Source organism: Phenylobacterium sp., from assembly GCF_965229015.1.
In the GTDB taxonomy this organism is placed as follows: Bacteria; Pseudomonadota; Alphaproteobacteria; order Caulobacterales; family Caulobacteraceae; genus Phenylobacterium.
In genome coordinates this window covers 2,710,021-2,734,035 of record NZ_CBDDIM010000001.1, presented here as the reverse complement: position 1 = coordinate 2,734,035, position 24,015 = coordinate 2,710,021, and the positions used below count along the sequence as shown (strand labels likewise).

The 24,015-nt window shown below is 69.9% G+C and carries 27 protein-coding genes; 13 read left to right on the top strand and 14 right to left on the bottom strand.

The window, feature by feature from the left end; genetic code table 11:
• Positions 1-62: 62 nt before the first annotated feature.
• A complete protein-coding gene (locus ACO06I_RS13760; protein WP_421933131.1) occupies positions 63-497 on the top strand; it encodes a PaaI family thioesterase in 435 nt (144 codons plus the stop codon).
• Here ACO06I_RS13760 and ACO06I_RS13755 read toward each other — a convergent pair.
• The 4 genes from ACO06I_RS13755 to ACO06I_RS13740 form a co-directional block, all read right to left on the bottom strand.
• Positions 494-892 (bottom strand): VOC family protein, encoded by a 399-nt coding sequence (locus tag ACO06I_RS13755; protein ID WP_421933130.1) that lies wholly within the window; start codon positions 890-892, stop codon positions 494-496. The genes ACO06I_RS13760 and ACO06I_RS13755 overlap by 4 nt on opposite strands.
• Before the next feature lie 80 nt (positions 893-972).
• Positions 973-2,160: a carbohydrate porin gene (locus tag ACO06I_RS13750; RefSeq protein WP_421933129.1), complete on the bottom strand. Its 1,188-nt coding sequence runs from the start codon at positions 2,158-2,160 to the stop codon at positions 973-975.
• Positions 2,161-2,799: 639 nt separating this feature from the next.
• On the bottom strand, positions 2,800-3,054 hold the full coding sequence (locus ACO06I_RS13745) for a hypothetical protein (RefSeq protein ID WP_421933128.1): 255 nt from the start codon (positions 3,052-3,054) through the stop codon (positions 2,800-2,802).
• Positions 3,055-3,143: 89 nt separating this feature from the next.
• Positions 3,144-3,320 (bottom strand): hypothetical protein, encoded by a 177-nt coding sequence (locus ACO06I_RS13740; protein ID WP_421933127.1) that lies wholly within the window; start codon positions 3,318-3,320, stop codon positions 3,144-3,146.
• 117 nt (positions 3,321-3,437) lie between these two features.
• On the opposite strand from ACO06I_RS13740, the gene ACO06I_RS13735 reads away from it, so the two are divergent.
• The gene (locus ACO06I_RS13735) at positions 3,438-4,514 is read left to right on the top strand and encodes a methyl-accepting chemotaxis protein (RefSeq protein WP_421933126.1); all 1,077 of its coding nucleotides are present in this window, start codon (positions 3,438-3,440) and stop codon (positions 4,512-4,514) included.
• Between the two features lie 47 nt (positions 4,515-4,561).
• Here the strand turns inward: ACO06I_RS13735 and ACO06I_RS13730 are convergent, their stop codons facing one another.
• Positions 4,562-4,981, bottom strand: a complete 420-nt coding sequence (locus tag ACO06I_RS13730) for a hypothetical protein (RefSeq protein ID WP_421933125.1) — start codon at positions 4,979-4,981, stop codon at positions 4,562-4,564.
• A 75-nt stretch (positions 4,982-5,056) separates the two neighbouring features.
• Here ACO06I_RS13730 and cytX point away from each other — a divergent pair, with 75 nt between their 5' ends.
• Complete coding sequence (gene cytX, locus ACO06I_RS13725; protein ID WP_421933124.1) at positions 5,057-6,349, top strand: putative hydroxymethylpyrimidine transporter CytX; 1,293 nt, start codon at positions 5,057-5,059, stop codon at positions 6,347-6,349.
• Here the strand turns inward: cytX and ACO06I_RS13720 are convergent.
• Complete coding sequence (locus ACO06I_RS13720; RefSeq protein WP_304697682.1) at positions 6,321-6,590, bottom strand: hypothetical protein; 270 nt, start codon at positions 6,588-6,590, stop codon at positions 6,321-6,323. The two genes, cytX and ACO06I_RS13720, sit on opposite strands and share 29 nt — an antisense overlap.
• 294 nt (positions 6,591-6,884) lie before the next feature.
• Here ACO06I_RS13720 and ACO06I_RS13715 point away from each other — a divergent pair, with 294 nt between their 5' ends.
• Positions 6,885-8,933 (top strand): ATP-binding protein, encoded by a 2,049-nt coding sequence (locus ACO06I_RS13715; RefSeq protein ID WP_421933123.1) that lies wholly within the window; start codon positions 6,885-6,887, stop codon positions 8,931-8,933.
• 47 nt (positions 8,934-8,980) lie between these two features.
• Complete coding sequence (locus ACO06I_RS13710) at positions 8,981-9,787, top strand: acyl-CoA thioesterase (RefSeq protein ID WP_421933122.1); 807 nt, start codon at positions 8,981-8,983, stop codon at positions 9,785-9,787.
• Positions 9,788-9,797: 10 nt separating this feature from the next.
• On the opposite strand, the gene ACO06I_RS13705 is transcribed toward ACO06I_RS13710, so the two are convergent.
• Positions 9,798-10,541 carry a YebC/PmpR family DNA-binding transcriptional regulator gene (locus ACO06I_RS13705; protein WP_421933121.1) on the bottom strand — a complete coding sequence of 248 codons (744 nt, stop codon included), beginning with the start codon at positions 10,539-10,541 and terminating at the stop codon, positions 9,798-9,800.
• 117 nt (positions 10,542-10,658) lie between these two features.
• On the opposite strand from ACO06I_RS13705, the gene ACO06I_RS13700 reads away from it, so the two are divergent.
• Entirely contained in the window at positions 10,659-10,892 is a 234-nt protein-coding gene (locus ACO06I_RS13700) for a hypothetical protein (protein ID WP_421933120.1), read from the top strand.
• Here ACO06I_RS13700 and ACO06I_RS13695 read toward each other — a convergent pair.
• From ACO06I_RS13695 to ACO06I_RS13675, 5 genes are all read right to left on the bottom strand, one after another.
• Complete coding sequence (locus tag ACO06I_RS13695) at positions 10,861-11,277, bottom strand: hypothetical protein (RefSeq protein WP_421933119.1); 417 nt, start codon at positions 11,275-11,277, stop codon at positions 10,861-10,863. The two genes, ACO06I_RS13700 and ACO06I_RS13695, sit on opposite strands and share 32 nt — an antisense overlap.
• On the bottom strand, positions 11,274-11,855 hold the full coding sequence (locus ACO06I_RS13690) for a histidine phosphatase family protein (RefSeq protein WP_421933118.1): 582 nt from the start codon (positions 11,853-11,855) through the stop codon (positions 11,274-11,276). Before ACO06I_RS13690 ends, ACO06I_RS13695 begins: the two co-directional genes overlap by 4 nt.
• A complete protein-coding gene (locus ACO06I_RS13685; protein ID WP_421933117.1) occupies positions 11,852-12,637 on the bottom strand; it encodes an SDR family NAD(P)-dependent oxidoreductase in 786 nt (261 codons plus the stop codon). Before ACO06I_RS13685 ends, ACO06I_RS13690 begins: the two co-directional genes overlap by 4 nt.
• 60 nt (positions 12,638-12,697) lie before the next feature.
• A complete protein-coding gene (locus ACO06I_RS13680) occupies positions 12,698-13,531 on the bottom strand; it encodes an alpha/beta fold hydrolase (RefSeq protein WP_421933116.1) in 834 nt (277 codons plus the stop codon).
• A 174-nt stretch (positions 13,532-13,705) separates the two neighbouring features.
• Positions 13,706-14,671, bottom strand: coding sequence for a quinone oxidoreductase family protein (locus ACO06I_RS13675; RefSeq protein WP_421933115.1), 966 nt, complete (start codon positions 14,669-14,671; stop codon positions 13,706-13,708).
• Positions 14,672-14,767: 96 nt separating this feature from the next.
• On the opposite strand from ACO06I_RS13675, the gene ACO06I_RS13670 reads away from it, so the two are divergent.
• The 7 genes from ACO06I_RS13670 (at position 14,768) to ACO06I_RS13640 (ending at position 20,561) form a co-directional block, all read left to right on the top strand.
• Positions 14,768-15,451: a VOC family protein gene (locus ACO06I_RS13670; RefSeq protein WP_421933114.1), complete on the top strand. Its 684-nt coding sequence runs from the start codon at positions 14,768-14,770 to the stop codon at positions 15,449-15,451.
• 322 nt (positions 15,452-15,773) lie between these two features.
• Positions 15,774-16,292, top strand: a complete 519-nt coding sequence (locus tag ACO06I_RS13665) for a hypothetical protein (protein ID WP_421933113.1) — start codon at positions 15,774-15,776, stop codon at positions 16,290-16,292.
• 4 nt (positions 16,293-16,296) lie between these two features.
• A complete protein-coding gene (locus ACO06I_RS13660) occupies positions 16,297-16,935 on the top strand; it encodes a hypothetical protein (RefSeq protein WP_421933112.1) in 639 nt (212 codons plus the stop codon).
• A gap of 8 nt (positions 16,936-16,943) precedes the next feature.
• Entirely contained in the window at positions 16,944-18,116 is a 1,173-nt protein-coding gene (locus ACO06I_RS13655; RefSeq protein ID WP_421933111.1) for a hypothetical protein, read from the top strand.
• Positions 18,117-18,127: 11 nt separating this feature from the next.
• Positions 18,128-18,586, top strand: a complete 459-nt coding sequence (locus ACO06I_RS13650; RefSeq protein ID WP_421933110.1) for a DUF1425 domain-containing protein — start codon at positions 18,128-18,130, stop codon at positions 18,584-18,586.
• Between the two features lie 19 nt (positions 18,587-18,605).
• Positions 18,606-19,460 carry a hypothetical protein gene (locus ACO06I_RS13645; RefSeq protein WP_421933109.1) on the top strand — a complete coding sequence of 285 codons (855 nt, stop codon included), beginning with the start codon at positions 18,606-18,608 and terminating at the stop codon, positions 19,458-19,460.
• Between the two features lie 210 nt (positions 19,461-19,670).
• Complete coding sequence (locus ACO06I_RS13640) at positions 19,671-20,561, top strand: patatin-like phospholipase family protein (RefSeq protein ID WP_421933108.1); 891 nt, start codon at positions 19,671-19,673, stop codon at positions 20,559-20,561.
• A 143-nt stretch (positions 20,562-20,704) separates the two neighbouring features.
• Here ACO06I_RS13640 and ACO06I_RS13635 read toward each other — a convergent pair whose 3' ends face one another.
• Positions 20,705-21,868 (bottom strand): DegT/DnrJ/EryC1/StrS family aminotransferase, encoded by a 1,164-nt coding sequence (locus ACO06I_RS13635; RefSeq protein ID WP_421933630.1) that lies wholly within the window; start codon positions 21,866-21,868, stop codon positions 20,705-20,707.
• Between the two features lie 239 nt (positions 21,869-22,107).
• The gene (locus tag ACO06I_RS13630; protein ID WP_421933107.1) at positions 22,108-23,694 is read right to left on the bottom strand and encodes an AMP-binding protein; all 1,587 of its coding nucleotides are present in this window, start codon (positions 23,692-23,694) and stop codon (positions 22,108-22,110) included.
• Positions 23,695-24,015 lie beyond the last annotated feature (321 nt).

Below are 24,015 nucleotides of genomic sequence, written 5' to 3'. Positions count from 1 at the left end.
CGCCCCGACCCTGACACAGCCCCGGCGCTCTGCGCTAGATGGGCGCAAAGAAGGGGAGAGACATGGCTGGCACGAGCAACAACACCTCCGTGGAGAGCCTGAACCGCGCCAATGAGGGCAAGCTGCCGGGCCATCTGGGCCTGACGGTGACGGAGGTCTCCGACGGCCGGGTGGTGGGGCGATTCGAGGTGAGGCCCGACCTGGTGGCCCACACCGGCTTCCTGCTGGCCGGCTGCCTGCTGTCGGTGGCAGATATCCTCTGCGCCTATGGGGTCTCCACCGCCTGGCCGGAGGGGGCCAGCGGCTTCACCACCGCCGAGGTGAAGTGCAACTTCATGAGCACCCTGCGGGAGGGCGCTGTGGTCTGCACCGCCCAGATGCTGCACGGCGGCCGCACCACCCAGGTCTGGGACGCCACCCTGACGGACGCGGCCACCGGCAAGCTGATGGCCGCCTTCCGCTGCACCCAGATCATCCTCTATCCGCGGGCGGGTTAGCTCTTCGGCGGCGGGGCCTGGAGCAGCTCGATGGTGTAGCCGTCGGGGTCCTTGGCCAGGCCCACCACGGCCCCGCCCAGGGTGGCGATGGGGGCGGGCTCGCGCAGGATGGTCAGGCCGTCGGCCTTGATGCGGTCGCTGACCGCCTTGGGGTCGGTGACGTAGAAGACCAGCTTGACCGGATTGTCGGCGTAGTTGCGCGCCGAGCCGTCGGTGTAGTGCATCAGCACCACCGCGGTGCGGCCCTCGAAGGCCACCACCACCTCGTCCATATAGTCGAGCTTGAAGGTCTGGGTTTGGGTCATGCCCAGGACGCGGGTGTAGAAGTCGACGGAGCGGGTCAGGTCGCTGACCCCAATGCCGACAGCGCCGAGGTAGTCCGGGGAGCGGGGCATGCTGGGTTCCTTGAAGACAAGGGCCAGACCCTAGCGCGGAAATGCCAGAGCGCCATACCGTGGCATCGAACTTTCGGCGGTCAGAACCCGATGTCCACGCGCAGCGACGCGACGACGGCGTCCTTGACCTGTGGGTCGCCGCCGGGGCGATGGATGAACTGCAGGCCGGGCTGCAGGCGGACCTTGTCGTTGAGCTCGTCCGAATAGGCCAGTTCCAGCACCGTCTCGCCGCGGTCGAGGGCGGGGCCGCCGGCCAGGATCGAGGCGTCGCGATAGGCGCGGCCCAGGGCGGCGTAGGTGACTCCCACCGTCAGGCTGGAGTCCGGGCGGCCGGCGAAGAGCGGGGCGGCCAGCAGGCCGGCCTGGACGCTGCCGCGGAAGGGGCCGGTGCGGCCCTCGGAGATCCCGGCGCGCAGGAAGCCGGTCAGCGCCCGGACGGGGCCTTCGGTCAGGGGCTGCTCGACGAGGGCGTAGGCGCCCTGGGCCGTGCGGCGGACCGGCTGGCCCGCGGCGTCCAGGGTGGCGAGGTCGTCCTGCCGGCGCGTCAGACGCCAGTAGCCCACGGCGACCTTGCCGCGCGCGGTGGCGCCGGCCTCGGCCGCCAGCACCGTCCCGTCGTCGAAGCTGAGATCGGCGCCGCCGTCATCGCCCGGCACGCCGGTGCGGGCGTTGACCAGGGCCGCCTGCAGATAGGTGGTCGGGCTCGGCTCGACCCGCACCCGCAGGCCGAGCGAGGTGGAGGGATAGGCCGCCGCCCCGCTGGCGGCGAAGTCGGGCGCCATACCGAAACTGGGATTGAGCAGCAGGCCCGAGGCGTCGGCGACGGCGAACTCGCCGCTGACGTCGGAGAAGCCGAGCCGCAGGTTGACCAAGCCGCCGGCCAGGCTCTGCTCCAGCCAGGCCTGGTAGAGGCGCAGCCGCTGGGCGGAGACCTCGAGGGCGTCCACCCCCTGCAGGGCGCCGGCCCGCAGGCTGGGCGCATCGCCGCTGGTGTTGAGCAGGTCCAGATGGGCCGAGCCGCCCGCCCAGCCGACCGCGCGGTCCAGGTCCAGGTCCGCGCTGAGGGTCAGGCCGTCCAGCAGGTCGGTTCCCCGCGTCGCGCCGCCGCCCAGGACCCCGACGCTGTCGAGCTTGTAGTCCAGGCCCAGGGTCAGGGCGGGACTGTGGGGTTCGGCCGCCCGGGCGCCCGTCGCCCCGACCAGGGTCAGGGCGACCGCCGCCGCGCAAAGCCTCCGCAGCCGTCCCGCCCCGTCTCCAAATAGAGTCAAAGTCTGTCCCGATGCAAAAATCACTATACGTCATGTATAGGTGGGGAAGACTAAAGACCCGTAACCTAAAGATTGCAGAAATCCTCAATTTTCATAGTAAAGATATCCTTAGGCCCTTCCGCGGGCATCCCATACTCTTGTGGGCGCTGGATGTCCGATGAGCTCGGCGAGTCTCCTAGCAAAAACAGTGACATGGATCGGGGCGGAGGCGGGGCGTCGGAGGCCGGGCACCGGGTCCGTCGCGGGAAGATGGGCCGCCATCGGCCTCCTCGAAGCGTGACCCGAGGGCGGGGCATTTCGTATACTCATTTCGAGCATAGCAAATACAAGCATTCGGGATCCGGCGCCCTCACAATGAGTGTATTCGACCCGGAATTCGCCGCGGAATATTTCCCGTTAACCGGCGCCTTTATGGGTTGGTTAAAAGCCCCGTGACACTTTGCCCGCCTGCAAACCTCAGGCGTAACCATGTCCAGCTCCCCCCCGCCGGTGCGTAAGTCCCGGGCCATCGAACGATATCTCACCGCCATCGTCATCACCCTGGTGGTCTTCGCCGCCGGGGCGGCCCTGGGCGAGGGCCTGATCGGCCTGATGGGCGAGCGGCAACGCGAGCGGGAGACCGCCGCGAGGGCGGAACGTTCAGCCGCCACCCTGGACCTGGTCTCGGCCAGCAAGCAGGTTCAGATCGACGTCATCCAGGTCCAGCAGTTCCTCACCGACGTCTCGGCCACCCGCGGCCTCGACGGCCTCGACGACGGATGGGCCGCGGCCGAGGAGAACGCCACCGCCTTCAAGGCCGACGCCGCCCGCGCCCGCGCCCTGGCGCTCAAGCTCGGCGCCCCGGCCATGGTGGCGGCCATCGACCGGGCCACCGCCAGCTTCGACGCCTTCCATCAGACCGGGGTCAGCATGGCCCACGCCTATGTCGACCAGGGCCCCGTGGGGGGGAATGCGATGATGCCGCAGTTCGACGCCGCCGCGGCTCAGATGACCCAGGCCATCCAGGCCACCCAGGGCGAGATGGCGAAGCTCCTGCGGGCCCAGGCCGTGGCCGGCGCGGCCACGGAAGCCAAGATCGCCGCCGACAGTCGCCGGGTCCTGGTCCTGACCGGCCTGGCCGCTCTGCTGACCGCCTTGGGCGGCGCGGCGGTGATCGCCATTCTGCGCCGCAAGCTGCTGCGCCCGCTCTCCGAGCTGGTGACCTACATGTCGGACCTGGCGGAGGGGGACTATGACAAGCCCGTCCCCGTCGCCGTCTCGCCGACGAGCTGGGGGAGATGGCCCGCTCCATCGTGGTCTTCCGTGAGGCGGCCCTCGAACGCCGCGACCTGCGCACCGCCCAGGAAGCCCGCCGGGCCGAGGAGGAGAAGTCCAAGGACCAGCGCGAGGCCGAACGCCTGGCCGCCGAGCGGGAGCGCGACGTCCTGGTCAAGGCCCTGGCCGAGGGCCTGTCCCACCTGTCCGAGGGCGACGTCGGCTTCCGCGTCCAGGTCGAGGTGGCCCCGGAGTACGAGGTGCTCAAGCGCGACTTCAACCAGGCCGCCGAGAAGCTGCAGACCACCATGCGCGGCATCGGCGCCGCGGCCGAGGGCGTGGGGGTGGGCGCCGACGAGATCGCCAGCGCCGCCGACGACCTGTCGCGCCGCACCGAGCACCAGGCCGCCTCGCTGGAGGAGACCGCCGCGGCCCTGGACCAGATCACCGTCACCGTGAAACAGACCGCCAGCCGCGCCGCCGAGGCCAACGCCGTGGTGGCCGAGACCCGCGCCGACGCCCGTCAGACCGAGGCCGTGCTCGCCGCCGCCGTCACCGCCGTCGGTGAGATCGAGACCTCCTCAAACCAGATCGGCCAGATCATCGGGGTGATCGACGAGATCGCCTTCCAGACCAACCTTCTGGCCCTGAACGCCGGGGTCGAGGCCGCCCGCGCCGGCGAGGCAGGCCGCGGCTTCGCGGTCGTCGCCTCCGAGGTCCGGGCGCTCGCCCAGCGCTCGGCCGGCGCGGCCAAGGAGATCAAGACCCTGATCGCGGCCTCCTCCGGCAAGGTCAGCGAGGGGGTGACCCTGGTGGGCCGCACGGGGGAGGCCCTGACGCGGATTCTGAAGCGGGTGGAGACCATCGGGGAGTCGGTGACCGCCATCTCGGCCTCGGCCCAGGAACAGGCCGGCGGTCTCTCGGAGGTCAACGCCGCCGTCAATCAGATGGACCAGGTCACCCAGCAGAACGCCGCCATGGTGGAGCAGACCACCGCCGCGGCCCATTCTCTCAAGTCCCAGCACGCCGACCTGGCCGCCCTGGTGAGCGCCTTCGAGGTGGGGGCGGGATCGAGCCGGCCCCTGCGCCGCGCCGCCTAGAGCCTTTTAGGGTCAGATGGGATCGTCTGACCTGACCCTGACGCGCTCTAGCGGTCGCGGCGGAACTTGGCGGCGTCGGCGGCGAGGGAGGAGGACATCTTGGCCTCGACATCCTCCTCGGCCTGATAGGGCAGGGCGCCGGCCACCCCGCGGATCGCCAGCCACATCTGGAAACTGAACTGCGGCAGGATCTTCAGGGGGCGGCGCTTGTCGGTGACGTCCCAGCCGGCGGCCTCGAAGGCCTCAACCTGGTCGCGCTCGGACCTGCGCTCGATCCGGTCCCAGTCGGCGGGCAGGGTCACCTCGTCGGCCTCGTCCAGGGTGAGGCCGAAATTGGCGCGGCTGACCTCGTCGAGCTCCGGGAACTGCGCCTGCGCGCCGGGCTCGCGCATCGCGGGCTTCATCACCGAGGCGAATTCCAGGTCGGCGATGCCGGGCAGGTCGATCAGGCGGCGCAGGGTGCTCATGGGCGCAGACTAGCCCAAGGCCCGTCGCGGCCCAAGCGGGCTGGCCGTCGCGCGAACGCCTGATACACCTTGGCCATGGATAGCCCGAACGACAGCTATGATCCCCTGACCCCGGTTCCCGAGGGCCGCCGCGCCTTCGCCGCCGGCGACGCCTTTTCCCTGTGGTTCAGCCTGGGGATCGGCCTGCTGGTGCTGCAGGCCGGCGCCTTCCTGGTTCCGGGCCTCAGCCTGCCCCATGCCCTGGCCGCCATCGTCCTGGGTTCGATCCTCGGCGTGCTGCTGCTGGCCGCCGCCGGGGTGGTGGGGGCCGACACCGGGCTCTCGGCCATCGGCAATCTGAGGCCGGCGCTCGGCGTCCGCGGGGCCGCGGTTCCCGCCGCGCTCAACGCCCTGCAGCTCACCGGCTGGGGAGCCTTCGAGATCATCGCCATGCGCGACTCCGCCGACGCCCTGGCCAGGCAGACCTTCGGGGTGTCGAACCCGGTGCTCTGGACCCTGCTGTTCGGCGTGTTGGCCACCGCGCTCGCGGTGATGGGGCCGGTGTCCTTCGTCCGCCGCTTCCTGCGGGCCTGGGGCCTGTGGCTGCTGCTGGCCGGGGCGGCCTGGCTGACCTGGCGGCTGCTGGCCGACCATGACCTTCCCGCCCTCATGGCCCGAGCCGGGACCGGGGAGATGAGCTTCGGCGCCGGGGTCGACCTGGTGGTGGCCATGCCGCTCTCCTGGCTGCCCCTGATCGCCGACTACACGCGCTTCGGGCGCTCGCCGGGGGCCATGTTCCGCGGCAGCGCGGCTGGCTACCTGCTGGCCAATATCTGGTTCTTCGCGCTCGGCGCCTGCTACGCCCTGGCCTCCGGCGGCGGGGAGGGGATGCTGCTGGCGGCGCTCGCGGCCACCGGCGGCGGGGTGGCCCTGCTGCTGATCCTCATCGACGAGACCGACAACACCTTCGCCGACATCCATTCCGCGGCGGTGTCCACCGCGACCCTGGTCCGCGCCCGGCCGGCGCGCCTGGCGCTGGTCTACGGGGCGGTCTGCACCCTCATCGCCCTCTTCGCGCCCCTGGCGAGGTACGAGGGGTTCCTGCTGCTGATCGGGTCGGTCTTCGCCCCCCTGTTCGGGGTGCTGCTCACCGACCACTTCGTCGTGCGGCGCCGACGGATCGAGGCGGGCGCCATCGCCCAGGCGGGGGGCGCCTACTGGTTCACCGGGGGGTTCAGCCTGCGGGGTCTGGCGGCCTGGGGGATCGGCATCGCGGCCTACCAGGCGGTCACCCGCCTGGAACCGGGCCTGGGGGCGACCCTGCCGTCGGTGGCCGCGGCGGCCGCGGCCTATCTGGCCCTTACGACTTCGCCGCGCCGCCGCTCGTGATTTCCTTGATCAAGCCCTGGAGCTGCTGCTTGCCGCCGGCGTTCCAGACCGCCTTCATGTGCTCCAGGGTGCGGGCCGCGGCGTCCTCGAACTTCCAGTCGCAGTCCTCGAACCGGCAGTCGGTGAAGACCGGGGCCTCGCCGCCGGCATAGACCATGCGGCACTTCTGGAAATCGCAGTCGTAGAAGGTCTCGCCGTCGAGCTGGACGGTTTCACGGGTAAAGGCTGTGGAACTTTGCATGGCGCGGTCTTCCTGAGGTCTTTGGGGGCGAGGCGGCGGGCCCACCGCGATCGTCGCGGGTCAGGTTCGGAGAAGCGCTCGGCAGGGCGGCTAAACACATGAACGGCGGCCAGAAAGCAAGCCCGCTATGCTCGGACCGGTGTTGGGCGAATGTGTCGCAGCGCCGATTAGCACTCCAAACAGTAGAGCCAGGGTACCCCGGAACCTTCATCGCGCAGTCGCGCGCACCTGCCCTGGAGTCGGACGATCTCAAGCCCACCCCTCTCCGTGCGCCTGGACGAGGCTGCCGTTGCGGTGCGCTTCGTCACCTTGCCGCGCCTGGGGTTGAGCCTGTTCGGCGCGGTGATGGCCGCGCTGATCCTGTCGCCGATCATGGCCGGCGGCTGGCTGGCGATCATCCTGTCCCTGGAGCTTTGGCTCTGGCTCGCCAGCCGCGGCCAGGTCGATGGCGGCGTCGTCCGCCACCGGTCCCGCGCCAATTTCCTGGTGAGCTTCACCTCCATCAGCCTGTGGTGGCTGGCCCTGGGGATCACCTTCTGGAACGCCGACACCCTGGCCGGCCGCACCACGGCGGCGATCCTGTGCATCACCGTCGTGGCCCTCGCGGTCCTGCTCTTCTACAGCACGCCGGCGGTCTTCCTGGCCACCGGCGCGATTCCGGCGATCTGCGCCCTGCTGATCGTCGGCGTCAGCGACGGCCGGACCTGGATGGAGCTGGCGCCGATCCTCATGGCGCTGGCGCTCGGCCTGATCTTCGTGGGCGGACGGGCCATCGAGCTCCCCTCGGCCCAGGAGCAACAGCGGGCGGTCAACGCCAGCCTGCACCGCTACGAGGTCCTGGCCGAGAACATCACCGACATCATCGCCCGCACCGACCTGGAGGGCGTCCACACCTACCTCTCCCCCGCGATCGAGAGCGTGCTCGGTTACCGGCCCGAGGAATTGATCGGGGTGTCGCGATTGGAGATCATAGAGCCCGAGGACTGGTTCTTGATCTCGGAGGCCGCCGCTCGGATGCGAGCCGATCCGGCGCGCTCGGAGGTGGTGACCGTCAGGGTGCGCCACAAGGATGGGCGCTGGCTCTGGTTCCAGACCAACGCCAAGCTAGTCTGCGAACACGGCATCCCGGTGGGCGTCATCGACGTCAGCCGCGACATCACCGAGCAGGTGGCCAAGGACCAGGCCCTGCGCGAGGCCAAGACCGAGGCCGAGAGCGCCACCCGGGCCAAGGCCGAGTTCCTGGCGAATATCAGCCATGAGATCCGCACCCCCATGAACGGGGTGCTGGGCGCCCTGCATCTGCTGAAGGACGAACCGATCTCGGCGGAGGGCCGCGAACTGATGCGCCAGGCCGCCGACGCCGGCCTGATGCTGGCGCAGCTGCTCAATGACGTGCTGGACTTCTCCAAGATCGAAGCCGGCCAGATCGACCTGACGCCCGAGCCCATGAACATGGGTGAGGCCCTGGACGCCGTGGTCGCCCTGCTGGAGGGGCAGGCCCGCGCCAAGGGGATCGAGCTGCGCCGCGAGACCGTCGGCGCCGATCTGTGGATCGCCGCCGACCCCGTGCGGGTGCGTCAGGCGATGTTCAACCTGCTGGGCAACGCCATCAAGTTCACCCCGGCCGGACATGTCGCCGCGCGCCTGGCAGTCACCCCCCAGGCCGACGGACAGCGCCACGTGCGGCTGGAGATCGAGGACACCGGGGTGGGCATTGCGCTCGCCGCCCAGCCTCACCTGTTCGAGCGCTTCCGCCAGGCCGAGAGTTCGACGGCCCGCCGCTTCGGCGGCTCGGGCCTGGGGCTCTCCATCACCCGGGCGCTGGCCCAACGGATGGGCGGGGACATCGCCTTCACCAGCGCCGAGGGGGTCGGCTCCACCTTCTGGCTCGACTTCACCGCGCCCGGGGCCGCCCCGGCGCCGTCCGTCGCGGCGGATGAAAGTCTGCTGGAGGGGGTGAGCATCCTGCTGGTGGAGGACAACCCCACCAACCGCCTGGTGGCCCGCACCCTGCTGACCCGCCTCGGCGCCCAGGTGGCCGAGGCCGCGGACGGGCGGATCGGCCTGGAGGCGGCCCGGCACGGCGGCTTCGACCTGATCCTGATGGACGTCCAGATGCCCAACATGGATGGGGTCGAGGCGACGCGGGCCATCCGCGCCCTGGCCGGTCCCGTGGCCCGCACCCCGATCATCGGCCTGACCGCCAATGTCATGACCCATCAGCAGGGCGCCTATCGCGCCGCCGGCATGAACGGGGTGGTGGCCAAGCCGATCTCCGTCCCCGCCCTGCTCGGCGAGATCGCCCGCCTGTTGGGCGAGGACGAGGTCGCCATCGCCGTCTGAGGCGAAAATCCGGGACAGGGCCGCCGTGGAGGGGTATCGGCCCGGCCATGAGCGAACTCTTCTTCGACCTTCAGGCCACCCACAACCCGCACCGCTGGTTCATGCCGCTGACGCCCGCGGTCTGCGTCGGGCCGCCGGACAACCTCTTCATGTACGGCGGCATCGGCCTGGCCAGCGCCATCGCGGCCATGGAACGGACCTGCGGACGCCCGGTGATCTGGGCCACGGCCCAGTACCTCTCCTATGCGCGGCCGGGCTCGGTGGTGGACCTCGACGTCTGGGTCCCGGTCCAGGGCAAGTACAACAGCCAGGCCCGGGTGATCGGCCATGTCGGCGACCAGGAGATCTTCACGGTCAACGCCGCCCTCGGCTCCCGGCCCAGCACCGTGTCCCACCAGTGGGTGACCATGCCCGACATGCCGCCGCCGGAAGACTGCGAGCGCTCGGTCCTCTGGGGCGACCAGGGGGACAACCTCAACGGCCGCCTGGACGTGCGCATGGCCAAGGGCCGCTACGGCGAGGGCCCGCGCACAGGTCAGCTCTCCGCCGACGGACGTCTGGTGATGTGGATCAAGCCGGTGGAGGACTTCGCCGTCGACGCCAGCCTGCTGGCGATCATGGCCGACTATGTGCCGTCCGGGGTCGGCGCGGCGCTAGGCCGCCAGGGCGGCGGCAACAGCCTGGACAACACCCTGCGCATCCGCCGCATCGTGTCGACCACCTGGGTGCTCTGCGACATTCAGATCACCGGCATCCACGGCGGCTTCGCCCACGGGGTGATGAACCTGTTCGCGCAGAACGGGGAGCTGATGGCCACGGCCAGTCAGTCGGTGATCGTCCGCATGATGGACTAGGCGCGGGCCCCTAGCCGAACTTCTCCATGTCCTCGTCGGAGATCTCGTAGTCGCCGTAGACGTTCTGGACGTCGTCGTCGTCGTCCAGGGCGTCCAGCAGCTTCATCAGGGTGCCCACCGAGTCGCCGGAGATCGGGGTCAGGTTCTTGGGCCGCCAGATGATCTTGGTGGACTTGGCCTCCCCCAGGCTGGCCTCCAGGGCGCTGGCCACCTCGGCGAAGGCCTCGTAGGCGGTGAAGATGGTGTGGGTTTCCTCGTCGGACTCCACATCCTCGGCGCCGGCCTCGATGGCGGCCTCCATCACCTTGTCCTCGCTGCCGACCTTGGCCGGATAGACGATCTGGCCCAGGCGATCGAACATGAAGGCCACTGAGCCGGTGGCGCCCATATTGCCGCCGTTCTTGGAGAAGGTGGACCGCACATTGGCCGCGGCGCGGTTGCGGTTGTCGGTCAGGCCCTCGACGATCAGGGCCACGCCGCCGGGGCCGAAGCCCTCGTAGCGCACCTCGTCATAGGACTCGGCGTCGCCGCCGGCGCCCTTCTTGATGGCCCGGTCGATATTGTCCTTGGGCATGGACTCGGCCTTGGCGTTGGCCACCGCCAGGCGCAGGCGGGCGTTCATGGTCGGGTCGGGCAGGCCCGACTTGGCGGCCACCGTGATCTCGCGGCTCAGCTTGGAGAACAGCTTGGAACGCACCGCGTCGGCGCGCCCCTTGCGGTGCATGATGTTCTTGAACTTGGAATGTCCGGCCATGAGTGGTCTGTTGTTCTCGTTCAGGCGGTTCTTAAATGGGTTGAGGGCTTCTACCGTCCGCGGGCGGGGATGACCAGCGGGGGAGGAACCTCCCCGATTTCGAAGGGTTTGAGTGGCATGAGAGAGCAGTACGAGCCGATGAGCGACTATGCCGAGGCCTGGGACGGTTCCCTGATCTACGGCAAGGAGCATCCTCGGAACGGATTGGGCCCGGTGGCGGCGTCGGGCGCCATGTTCGGGTCCTTCGTCCTGGGCGCCCTGGTGGGCGTCGGCGTCATGGTCCTGCTGCGCCAGCTCGACGACGCCAATGACGGCGGGGTCATCCTGCGGCGGGTCCAGCCCGCGCGCTGAGCGCCGCCACGCAGAGCAGGCAGCCCACCGCCGAGGCCGCGCCCATGACGTAGCGCTCGACATCCCCCTGCGCCGCCAGGTTGGCCAGGGTGTTGAGCCCCAGCTGAACGGCGAGCAGCAGGTTGATCCACCAGACGGGACGCCGGGGCAGCCTCGCCCCGAGATCGCCCGCGCGCACCAGCATCGCCAGGGCGGCGAGCGCCAGATAGACCGCCGCCCCGGCGCTGGCGGCCTTCAGGCCGTCGGGCAGTACGGCCGGGCTCGCCCCGCCCCAGGCCATCTTGCCGAAGGGGGCGCCCAGCGCCAGGGCGACCTGGAAGCCGGCGAAGCCCAGGCAGAACGCCGCCGCCCCCCGCGCCGCCCAGCGTCCCAGCTGGGGCGTCACGCGGGGTCGCAATCGATCTGCACGACCTGGCCGTCCGCAAGGCGATAGATGGCGTCCTGCGGCACGGGCAGGGTCAGCATCGCCTCGCGCGGAAGGCCGCCATAGAGTCCCCGCAGGATCCGGCCCGACAGGCCGTGGGAGACCAGGATGAGGTTCTGCGTCTCGTCAACTGAGGCCAACCAGTCCGACAGCCGCGCCAGGACGCCCTCGAAGCTTTCGCCGCCGGGCGCCGCGAAATAGCGCTCCGGATAGGGCAGGTCGGCGGGCCTTCGCGCCTCCAGCTCATCCAGGGACAGCCCCTCCCACGATCCCATGCTGACCTCCGCCAGCCGGGCGTCGAGTTCCGGCGCCAGCGTCCCGCCCATCGTCTGGGCGATGATGCGGGCCGTGTGGTGGGCGCGGCCCAGGGGGCTGGCCACCATGCGCCAGCCGCCCGGGTCGGGGACCAGGCGGCTCAGCAGCTCGCCCATCCGCCGGGCCTGGGCCTGGCCAAGCTCGGTGAGGGGGGAGTCCGACGCGCCCTGGTAACGGCGCGCCAGGTTCCACTCCGTCTGGCCGTGGCGCGCCAGGTAGATCACCGCTTGCGGCGCACGACCGGGTGGGACGACGACAGCCCGCCGTCCACCACGATGGCCTGGCCGTTGACATAGGAGGCCTCGTCGCTGGCCAGGAACAGGGCGGCGTTGGCGATCTCGATGGGCACGCCGCCGCGGGTCAGCGGGTTGAGCTGGCCGATCTTGTCCTCGTTGCCACGGGCGCGGGCGCCGTCGAAGATCGGCTGGGTCATGCCGGTCTCGATCAGGCCGGGGCAGATGGCGTTGACCCGAACCCCGGTGCCGTAGAACTCGTTGGCCGCGGTCTGGGCCAGGTTGATGACCCCGGCCTTGGAGGCCGAATAGGGTGAGCCACCGGCGCCCGACCGGATGCCGGCCACCGAGGCGGTGCAGATGATCGAGCCCTTGCCCTTGGGGATCATCACCCGGCTGGCGTGCTTCACCAGCAGGAAGGCGCCGATCAGGTTCACCCGCAGGATCTCGGCCCAGAAGGCGGTGTCCTGGTCGTCGAAGGCGGTCCAGCCGCCGGAGATGCCGGCGTTGGCCCAGGCCACGTCGAGGCCGCCGTATTCCGACACCGCCTTGGCTGTCAGGCTGGCCACGAAGGCCTCCTCGCCCGCGTCGCCGGTGAGGGCGACGACCTTGCCGCCGGCGGCCTCGACCAGCTTGGCCGTCTCCTGGACGGTGTCCATCTTGTCGGCGATCACCAGGCTGGCGCCCTCCTGGGCGAACAGCACCGAGGCCGCGCGGCCGATGCCGGAGCCGGCGCCGGTGATGACGGCGGTCTTGCCGGAGAGACGTCCCATGGGAATTTCCTCAAGTTTGGCTGATCCGGCCTTGGCCGGCGGAAGGTGGGGATGGGCGCCTCAGCGGGCCCGGGCGGCGGCGTCCAGGATGGCGTCGGCCACGATGTCGAACAGGGCCGGCGGCAGGTCATGGCCCATGCCGGCGATCACCCGCAGCTCCGAGCCCGGAATGGCCGCGGCCGTGGCCTGGCCCCCCGCCAGGGGCACCAGGGGATCGTCGGCGCCGTGCAGGACGATGGTGGGGAGCTTGAGGGCCTTCAGGCGCTCGGTGCGGTCGCCATAGGCGCGGATGGCGGCCATCTGGCGTGTCGATCCGGTGGGATTGAAGGCCCGGCCATGCTCGGCGATCACCCGCTCGCGCAGGGCGCCCTGGGGCCAGGGGTAGCCGGGGCTGCCGATGGTGAGCGCGTTGTTGACCCCGTGGGCGACGAAGGCCTCGAAGTCGGCCTGCGGATTGGGCGGCGGGGTGGAGAGCACCGCCGCGGCCGCCGGTGTGGAGTCCATGGTGCCCGGCCCGCCGGTGGCCGACATGATGGAGGTCAGCGACAGGGTGCGCTCCGGGTGCTCGATGGCCACCACCTGGCCGATCATGCCGCCCATGGAGACCCCGGCCACATGGGCCTTGGCCGCGCCGACGGCGTCGAGCACCGCCATGGCGTCGGCGGCCATGTCCGAGAGCGTGTAGGCCTGGCCGGGCTCGAACCAGGTGGAGAGACCGGTGTCGCGGTTGTCGAACCGGACGGCGCGATAGCCCTTGGCGGCCAGCTTGGCGCAGAAGGCCTCCGGCCAGCGGGTCTTCTGCGAGCCCAGGCCGTTGATCAGCAGGATGGTCTCCGGCCCCTCGCCGAACACCTCGTACTCGATCGCGACGTCGCCGTTGCGGGCCTTGGGCATGGTCGTTTCCTCTCGTTGGCGCGATTGAACCCCATCGGTGTCATCCCGGAAAGCGCGAAGCGCTTGTCCGGGACCCAGACGCACCGGGCCCTCCGGAGAGGTCGGCGCCTCTGGGTCCCGCACGTCCGCGCCTGCGGCGCTCCATGCGGGATGACACCCTGGTGGAGGTGGGTCTTACGGCACCATCACCACGCGACCGACGGCGGCGCGGCTCTCGATATAGGCATGGGCCGCGGCGGCTTCCGACAGGGGGAAGACCCGGTCGATCACCACCTCCAGCTCGCCCTTGGCGGCGTCGTCGATCAGGCGCTGGACGTTGTCATGCACCCGGTCGGTGCCGATCTCGGCGCCGAGGAAGACCCCCGACAGGGTGCGGTTGCCCCCCATCAGCGAGCCGACGTCCACCACCATCGGCTCGCGCCCGGCGGCGCCGACCATGGAGACACGGCCGCGATAGGCCAGGGAATTGATCGAACCCTGCAGGGTGGGGCCGCCGACGCTGTCGACGATGACGTCGGCGCCCTTGTTGTCGGTCAGGCGCATCACCTCTTTGACGACGTCGTCACGGGTGTAGTTGATGCCGTGGTCGAGACCGAGGCGCTTGAGCTTCTCCAGGCGTTCGTCGGAGGAGGCGGTGGCCAGGATCAGGCCCGCGCCGGCCCGCTTGGCCAGCTGGATGGCGGCCACGCCCACGCCCGAGGCGCCGGCCTGGATCAGGACGGTCTCGCCCTTCTTCAGGCGGCCGAATTCGAAGAGGCAGTCGTCGGCGGTGCCGAAGGTGACCGGGATCGCCGCGGCCTTCTTCATGTCGAAGCCGTCGGGCACGGGCCAGCAGTTGCGGGCGGCCACAGCGCGCATGGAGGCGTGGCTGCCGTGCGCCATCAGGGTGGCGACCCGCTGGCCGACCTTCAGATGGGTCACCTCGGAGCCCACCTCGACGATGGTCCCGGAGGCCTGGTAGCCGACGATGTGGGGCTTGGTCACCAGCTGGCCGCGCCAGCGGCTGAGGGTGTCGCCGCCCTCGATGGCGATGGCCTCGACGGCGATGACCACGCCCTTGGGGTGGCACTGGGGATCGGGCATGTCCTCGTACTTCAGGACTTCGGGCCCGCCGTTTTCGTAATAGACCGCAGCCTTCATGGATCGCTCCTAATGACTTAAAACAAATGTTTGACTTAGGTCTCACGCCCTCGCTGATGAGACAAGGCGAGGAAATCTAAAGGCGGAAACGGGCGCATGGAACTGGCGAAACCCCGCGTGGACATCGGGCTGTCCACCAACGATCTGCAGCCCATGTTGGCTTTCTGGCAAGAGCAGGCGGGCATTCCCTTCGACCATCTGCTGAGGATCCGCCGCGGCCAGGACCAGCACCGCCACGACGCCCTGGGCTCGGTGCTGAAGATCAACCACCATGCCGACCCCCTGCCGGAGACGGCTCCCAGCGGCTACCGGGAGCTGATCGTCGCCCGGCCCGGGCTGACGGCGCCCATGACCCTGACCGACCCCGACGGCAATCGCGTGACCCTGGTTCCGCCGGGCCTCGGCGGCGTCACCCAGATCGGCCTTCGCCTGGCCGTCCGCGACCTGGCCGCCCACTGCAGGTTCTACAGGGAAGGGCTGGGCCTGACCGAGGCGGCGCCCGGCGCCTTCCGGGCCGGGGAGACCCTGCTGATCCTGGAGCAGAGCCCCGACGCGCCCTCCGACGCCGGCATGGCGGGCAAGGGCTGGCGCTACATCACCTTCCAGGTCTTCAAGGTCGACGAGGAACACGCCCGCATCCTGGCCAAGGGTGGCCGCGAGGCCATGCCCCCCACCACCCTGGGGACCACCGCGCGGATCTCCATGGTCCGCGATCCCGACGGCAACTGGATCGAGATCTCCCAGCGGGCCTCCATCGTCGGAAACCTCGACGCCCATTGAGGCGACGGGCGGCCGCCAATGGCCGGCCCATAGTCCATTTGGATCATGCGGCCGCTCCCCGCAGGGGTCAGACAGGACGGGCGAACACCAAAGACCTACCCCCAAGGGTCGACCATGCGTCCTGTCATCGCCGCTTCCCGCGCGTCCGCGCCCGCCGCCGATCCCGGCGCGCGAGCCTGGGCTGACACGACCCTGGCCGATCGTGGGGGCGGCCCTACGGCGGAATGCGGGACACCGGGCGCAGCCCGGGGACCGCAGAGAGCTTCCGCCGGCCGGCCGGACATCAACCCGTAAGATCCTAGAGGCTGGGGGGCCAACCAACATGAAGATGATCCACGTTCCCGTCGTCGTCGCCGGGGCTCTGATGCTGACCGCCTGGGGCGCGCCCCAGATCGCCGCGCCCACGGCGCTCACCGCGCCGGCGCCCATCGAGGGCTCGGCCGGCAAATACGCCTCGCCCTTCACCTCCGACGGCGTCACCGCCGGCTGGGTGACCAAGTCCATGCAGGTCAAGGCCGCCGGCCAGATCGGCTCGATGGCGGGCAACTACGCCGGCCAGAAGGCCATGGAACAGGTGCCCTTCGTCGGCGGCTTCCTGGGCAAGAAGGCGGGCGCGGCCATGGGCCGGGGCATCGCGCTGAAGGCCATCGGCGGCGAGGAATTCCTGCGCTCGTCCACCGACCTGTCGTTCAACTCCCTGAACGACATGGCCCTCTACATGTACGTCAACTATTCGTCGAACCCCGAGTACCAGAAGATCCTGGACGCCACCTACGCGATCTATCCGGAGTTCCAGACCGCCTACCTGCCGGCCCTGCAGACCGCCTCCGTCGGCAAATAGGATCATGCGTATCCAACTTCCGCTCATCGGCCTGGCGGCCGCCCTCGGCGTCGCGGCGGCTCCGGCCGCCGCCGCCCCCAAGCTGAAGCCCCAGGGCTCGGCCACGGTCTATCGCGACACCACGACCTCCGACGGGGTCAAGGGGATCGGCACCGAGAGCCAGGACATCGTCTCCATGGCCGACGCCATGTTCCGCGACCTGCTGAACGTCCCCGAGCTGATGAACCGCCCGACCCCGCCGCGGATCATCGTCGACCCGAAGTACTTCCGGAACGAGAGCTCGGAGATCATCGACAAGGCCCTGATCACCGACCGCATCCGGGTCAACCTGCTGCGCGCCGCCGGTGGCCGCATGCGCTTCATCGGCCGCGAATACGCCGGCGCGGTGGAGGAGGAGCGGGCGCTGAAGGACGAGGGCCGCGTCGATGTGGGCACCACGGGCCGCACCCGGGCCCAGGCCGGCGCCGACTATCGGCTGGTGGGCCGCATCGGCACCCGCGACGCCATCGACACTCGCACGGGCACGACCTCGCGGTTCAGCCAGTACACCTTCGAGCTCCTCGACATGGAGTACGGCGAGATCATCTGGTCGAACCTGTACGAGTTCAAGAAAGAGAACCGCGACGACGTCGTCTATCGCTAGGCCCGACGATGAAACCCGCAGTCCTCGCCGGCGCGCTGCTGCTGGCCGCCGCCCGCGCGGCCCAGGCCGCCGCGCCGCCGCCCTTGCCGCCCGTGCCCTATGAGGCGGGGCCGGAGGCCTTCGTCGGCCGCCTGGCCACCGACCTGCCGGCCAACCGGGTCCTGAACCAGATGGAGATCGGCGCCCGGGCCTTCTGGCGCGCCGACTACGCCACCGCCAGGCCGGCGCTCGACGACGCCATCCTGCGCATCGACTCGGTGTTCTCCGACAACGCCAACGCCGCCAAGGCGCGCAAGCTCTGGTACGACGAGGGCTCGAAGGACTTCAAGGGCGAGCCCTACGAGCGGGCCATGGCCTTCCTGTACCGCGGCCTGATCTACCTGCACGACGCCGACTACGAGAACGCCCGGGCCGCCTTCCGCCGGGGCCTGATGCAGGACGCCTTCGCCGAGGAGGACCAGAACCGGTCCGACTTCGCCCTGCTGCTGTTCCTCGACGCCTGGGCCAGCCACCTCAACGGCGACACCGACCTGCGCGACGAGACCATGGTCCAGCTCAGGAAGCTGCGCCCCACCTATGGCGGCATCGGCGAGAAGGACGACACCCTGGTCCTGGCCGAGACGGGCCTGGCGCCGCGCAAGCTGGGGGACGGGGCCGCCCACGCCTTCTTCGTCTACCGGCGCGGCAAGCCGATCGCCGAGAACCAGGTCCAGGTGATGAACGGGGCGGCCCCCATGCAGGCCTATCCGATGGAGGACCTCTTCTACCAGGCCTCCACCCGGGGCGGCCGGGAGATCGACAAGATCCTGGCCGGCAAGGCCCAGTTCAAGGCGACCACCGGCGGGGTGGGCTCCTTCCTGGCCGATACCACCGTGGCGCTCTCCTCCAACAACGCCGCCTTCAGCGCCAATGGCCAGTACGGCGACGCGGTGGCCGCCGTGGGCGTGCTGTCGGGGGTGTTCCTGATCGTCTCCTCCAATTCCAAGCCCCAGGCCGACGTGCGCACCTGGAGCTCCCTGCCCGACACCATCCATGTCCTGACGCTCGCCTCCGGCGGCCGGCCCATGACTCTCAACGCCCACTTCCTGAAGGCCGGCGTCCCGGTGGAGGGGGCCGACAAGCCCATCGCCTGCGCCACCGACGCCAACCGCAAACAGCTGTGCCTCGTGCGCGCCCACTAGAGAGAACCCCGATGACCACGCTCCGCAAACATCTCGCCATCGCCTGCGCCGCCGCCCTGGCCGCCGGTCTTTCGGCCTGCGAGACCACCCCGCCCGAGGGTGGGGTCCGCATCGATCAGCAGAACAACATTCGCCCCGAGCTGAACTCGGTGCGGGTGATCGACGGCACCCTGGCCCGCTATGTCGGCGCCAAGTTCAAGGTCGACAGCCTGTTGGACACCGAGGGCGCCTATGTCTCGACCGGCCCCACCGGCTTCAAGAAGATCACCGTCCAGATTCGCAACAAGACCAATGTCGCCCTGCCGCTGCAGGCCCGCGCCAGCTGGTACGACGCCTCGGGCGTCCCCACCGACGGGGCCCAGTCCTGGACCTCCCTCTTCGTCCAGCCCAACGCCATGGTCACCTTCGAGCAGAGCTCCGCGCGGCTGAACTCGGCCCAGTACTACGTGGAAATCCGCGGCGCCCAATAGGGCCAGACAGGAGGGTTCGATGACCGCTTTGAAGCTTCTCGCCCCGGCGCTGGCGGCCTTGCTGGCCGCCGGCCCGACGCTCGCCCAGACCTACCGGCCACAGGCGCCGGCGGTGACCTATCGCGAGGGCATGCCCGAGGTGAACGCCCCGCCGCCGAGCGTCAATCCGGACGCCGGGAACTACAGCGCCTCGAGCGCCTTCGCCCGCTGGTACGCCGGCGCCGGCCGGCCCTCGATGCTGCTGTTCTGGAACCGCCAGCTCATCGAGGACGCCACCAGCCAGTACGACAGTGTCCAGACCGCAAGCTCGGCCGCGGTGGCGATGGGGGAGGGCGCGGCGGTCAGGGGACGGGGCTGGGCGGCCAGCGCCTCCAGCGGCATGGCGGCCAGCGCCAGCGAGAGCCGCCAGTACCAGGAGCGCATGACGGACTCGAGCTACGGCTTCCGCAACACCAACTTCTCCCGTGGGGTGGAGACCTCGATTCTCGGCGCCTTCCTCTCGGCGGGCGCCCGGATCGTCGATCGCGAGGCGGTGATCCGCAAGGTCTCGGCCAAGCAGAGCCGCGAGGATCGGCTGGACATCCAGTACCTGGAGACCTTGGCCCTGGGTCAGGGCATCCAGTACCTGATCGAGGTCCTGCCCGACGATGACCTCGCCTCGCCGACCGGCGTCACCTTCACGGTGAAGGTCACACACCTGCCCACCTCCACGGTGCGGGCCCAGTTCACCACCTCCGGCGATCCGCCCCGGGCGGCCGCCAAGTGGGTGGCCACCAACGGCGCCGGCTTCGAGAAGCGCGCGGGGCCCAGCCGCCAGACCCCGCAGCTGATCGGCGCCCAGGTGGCCTACGACACCATGACAAAGCTTCGCTAGGGCGCCGCTCAGGCGCACGGAAAGGGCCTGGGGATGGCCCGTCGTCTTCCCTTCTTGGGAGGGCGGAACGGCTGGGCTTGGGGGAGTTACCGGCCGGATCTCCAGGCAGGCGCGGCCACCCCCCGGCGGCCGCGCCTGTCGCCTTCATGGACAAGGCCAGCCTCCTGGCCGATCCTGGCCGCAACAAGACACAGCCGGGAAGAGACGACCATGACGACGCGGGCCTTGGTGCTGGGTGGGGGCGGGCCGGTGGGCATCGCCTGGGAATCGGGCCTGATCGCGGGGCTCGCCCAGGGCGGGGTCGACCTGGGGAAGGCCGACTTCATCCTGGGCACCTCGGCGGGCTCCTTCGTCGGCGCCCGACTGGCCCTGGGTGCGGACGCCGCCACCCTGGCCGACCCCATCCTGGCCGAGCCGCCGCCGGCCCCGCGTCCGCCCGGCGAGGCCCGCGCGCCGGGCGCCGACCTTTCCGTCCTGGTGAAGATGATGGCCGAGGCCCAGGGCGGGGTCCGCGATCCTCAGGCGGTCCGCGCCGAGATCGGCGCCTTTGCGCTGGCGGCCGAGACCTCCGACGAGGCGACCTTCCTCCAGAGCTTCGGGCGGTCCTTCGCGGGTCTGCCGCCGGACGCCTGGCCCGAGCGCGGCTTCGCCTGCACGGCGGTGGACGCCCTGACCGGCGAATTCCGGATGTGGACCAAGGCGTCGGGCGTCGGGGTCACCCGGGCGGTGGCCTCCTCCTGCAGCGTGCCCGGCGTCTATCCCCCGGTCACCCTCAAGGGCCGCCGCTATATCGACGGCGGCATGCGCTCCACCATCAACGCCGACCAGGCCGTGGGCCATGACCTGGTGGTGGTGATCCAGGTGCGCGGCGGGGCCAACGCCGGCGCGGCGGCCGACGCCACCGCCGCCCGGGTGGAGGCCGAGCTCGACGTCCTGCGCGACGCCGGCGCCAAGGTGGTGCTGATCGGTCCCGACGCGGGCAGCCAGGCGGCCATGGGCCTCAACCTGATGGACTTCCGCAAGCGCGCCGACGCGGCGCGTGCGGGCTTGGCCCAGGGGTTGGCTCAGGCGGCCGAGTTGAAGGTGACGTGGGTGGGGTAACGCCTCCTCGGCCCCTTCAGGGGGAGAGGATGGGTGAGGGGGCGCGCAGCAGGGCTGCGCGTCTTGGCCTCGAAGTTAAAGCGGAGCTTCAGAAAGAGCCCTCACCCTACCCTCTCCCGCAAGCGGGAGAGGACAAGAGATGCCTACCCGTTCCGCTTCACGAAGGCCCGGATGGCGGCGATCACCTGGTCCTGGTCGTCAGGGGTAAGGTAGGGGTGCATGGGCAGGCTCATGACCTTTTCCGCCGCGGCGTCCGTCACCGGCAGGCCGCCGGGGGCCGGGTAGCGGGAATAGACCTCCTGGCGGTGGATCGGGATCGGGTAGTAGACGGCGCTGGGAACCTCTGTGGCTTTCAGGTGGGCGACAAGCCCGTCGCGGTCGTCGGTCTCGATGGTGTACTGGGCCCAGACGCTGACCCCGCCCTCGATCACCGTGGGGACGCGCACCACGTCGTTCAGACCCGCCGCATAGCGGTCGGCGACGACATTCCGCGCGCGGATCTCGTCCTCGAAGATGGTCAGCTTCTGCAGCAGCACCGCGGCCTGGATGGTGTCCATCCGGCTGTTCATGCCGATGCGCATGTTCAGGTACTTGGGGTCGTGGTCGAAGGTCTTGCCGGCGATGTCGGACTTCACCGCCTGGCCGTGGACCCGCAGGGAAACCAGCAGGTCGTGCAGCCGCTCGTCCTTGCAGAGCACCGCCCCGCCGTCGCCGTAGCAGCCGAGCGGCTTGGCCGGGAAGAAGCTGGTGGTGGTGACATCGGCCCAATGGATCGGGTGCTGGCCGTTCAGGGTGCAGCCGAAACCCTGCGCGGAATCGGCGATCAGCTTCAGACCATGCTTCCTGGCCACCGCGGCGATGGCCGGATAGTCGGCGGGCTGGCCGAAGAGGTCGACGGCGATGACGGCGCGGGGCGTCAGCTTGCCCTCCGCCTTGATCGCCTCGATGGCGGCGTCCAGCTTCACCGGGTCGAGATTGTAAGTGTCCGGCAGCACGTCGACGAACACCGGCGAGGCGCCCACCAGGGGCATGACCTCGGCGGTGGCCGCGAAGGTGAAGGAGGGACAGAAGACTGCGTCGCCCGGGCCGATCTCCCAGGCCATCAGCGGCAGCTGGATCGCCTCGGTGCCCGAGCCGCAGGACAACACGAAGGGCGCCTGGCCGAAGTCCGACAGGGCCGTCTCGAACTGGGCGATCTCCGGGCCCATGATGTAGGCGCCCGAGCGCACCACCTTCAGGATGGCGTCCTCCAGCGGCTGGCCGAGGCGCGCCCGCTGGGCCTGGAGGTCGATGAACGGAATGGGCATGGCGTTGAAGTCCCGGGTCACGAAGCGGCGCGCTTCATGACACGCGGAGTCTAGCCAAGCCAAACACGCTTGTTTTCGAAAAATTGCGGCGAAGACCTCTCCTCTCCCCGTTCAGGGGGAGAGGATGGGTGAGGGGGCGCGCAGCAGGGCTGCGCGTCTCCGCCGCGGAGTGGTCACGGAACGTCGGAAAGGGCCCTCACCCGACCTCTCCCGCAAGCGGGAGAGGAGGCGCCGATCTCCTAGATCTGCCGGGCGCGGCCTTCCCAGTAGGGGGCGCGGACCTTGTTACGCTGGATCTTGCCGGCTTCGGAGCGCGGCAGCTCGGTGACGAAGTCCAGGCCGCGGGGCAACTTGTAGGCCGCCAGGGTCTGGCGGCCGAAGTCCAGGATCTCCTGGGCCAGCTTGTCGGAGGGCTCGTAGCCGGGCTTGAGCAGGATCACGGCGCGGACCTGTTCGCCCCACTCGTCGTGCGGGATGCCGACGGTGGCGCTGTCGGCCACGGCGGGGTGCTTGATCAGCTCGTTGTCGATCTCCTGCGGATAGATGTTCACCCCGCCCGAGATGATGGTCTCGGCGTTGCGGCCGGTGAGGAACAGGTAGTCGTCCTCGTCGAAATAGCCGACGTCGCCCATGGTGAAGAAGCCGTCGCGCCGGTTGGCGTTGGTCTTGGCCTCGTCCTTGTAATAGGTGAAGCCGCCGCCGGGCGGGAGCTGGTGATAGATGCCGCCGGGCACGCCGGGGGGCAGCTCGTTGCCCTCCTCGTCGAGGATACGGACCTGCAGCATGGCCGGGCGCTTGCCGACGCTGCCGGGCTTCTTCAGCCACTCCTCGGAGGTGATGGCGAAGCCCGCCCCGCCCTCGGAGCCGGCGTAGTATTCGCTCAGCACCGGACCGAACCACTCGATCATCGCGTGCTTGACCTCCGGCGGGCAGGGGGCCGCGCCGTGGACGATGTATTGCACGTGGTCGATGTCGTACTTGGCCTTCACCTCCGGCGGCAGGGACAGCAGCCGCTGGAACATGATCGGCACCAGGTGCAGGTGGGTGACCTTCTTTTCCGAGATGGTCTTCAGGACGTGCTCGGAATCCCACTTGTCGATGAAGTGCAGCGGCACGCCGGCGTTCATCGAGGCGTTGACGTCGAAGGCCAGGGGGGCGGCGTGATAGGCCGGGCCGGCGCACATCTGCACCGAGGTCTCCGGATCGTATCCGCGCAGGGCCAGCATGCTGGGCGGAATCACCGGGGCGTTGGCGCGGTGGACGCCCTTGGGCCGGCCGGTGGTGCCGGAGGTGTACATCATCTGGCCGCCGCGCACGGGATCGGGAATGTCCGAACCGTCCTCGGCCGCCAGGGTGGCGTCGTAATTCAGGAAGCCCTCGATATCGCCCCCCACCGACAGCTTGATCAGCAGGTCGGGGCATTCGGCGGCGGCCGGGGCGGCGGCGGCCACGCGGGCCTCGGCCACCAGGGCCTTGGCCTCGCAATCCTTGATGATGTAGGCGATCTCGTCGACCGTCAGGTGCCAGTTCACCGGGGTGATGCGCAGGCCGCTGCGCTGGGTGGCCGCCAGTGTCTCGATGAATTCGGCGCGGTTGGAGCAGAGCAGGGCCAGGCTGTCGCCCGCCTTCAGCCCCGCCTTGCGCAGGGCGCGCACCAGTTTGTTGGCGTTGGCGTTGACCTCGGCGAAGGTCTTGGTGCGCCCGGAGGGGTCCACCACCGCGGTGCGGTCCGGCGCCTGATCGGCCCAGAAGGCCACGGTCATGCCGTGGTTGGCCGATTCATCCAGAGCCGCGGTAAAGTCTTCTCGCGTCTTAAATTCCTGCATTCAAATTCCTCCCGTCGCCCGGTGGCCGGCTGCGGCGTTCACGCGGTGCAATCAATTTTCTATGGTCCGGGGCGGCGTTTTGTCGGCGATCGCGGGCGCAATATGCCTGCGACGGTGACCGTTTCCGCTCCGGAACCCCACAATGACAGGGCTTGCCGCGCCCGACAACGCTCCCTGAAATCCGGACGCTGACCGGATCGGGAACCCGGCTCGCGTGTCAGCGTTCGCGCCAGGTTGGGGAGCGGAAAACCAGTTCATCCGTTGAGTGTTGCTGACGGCCCCGTGCGGCGAAGCTTGCCGAGCCCGTCTCCTGGAAACAAC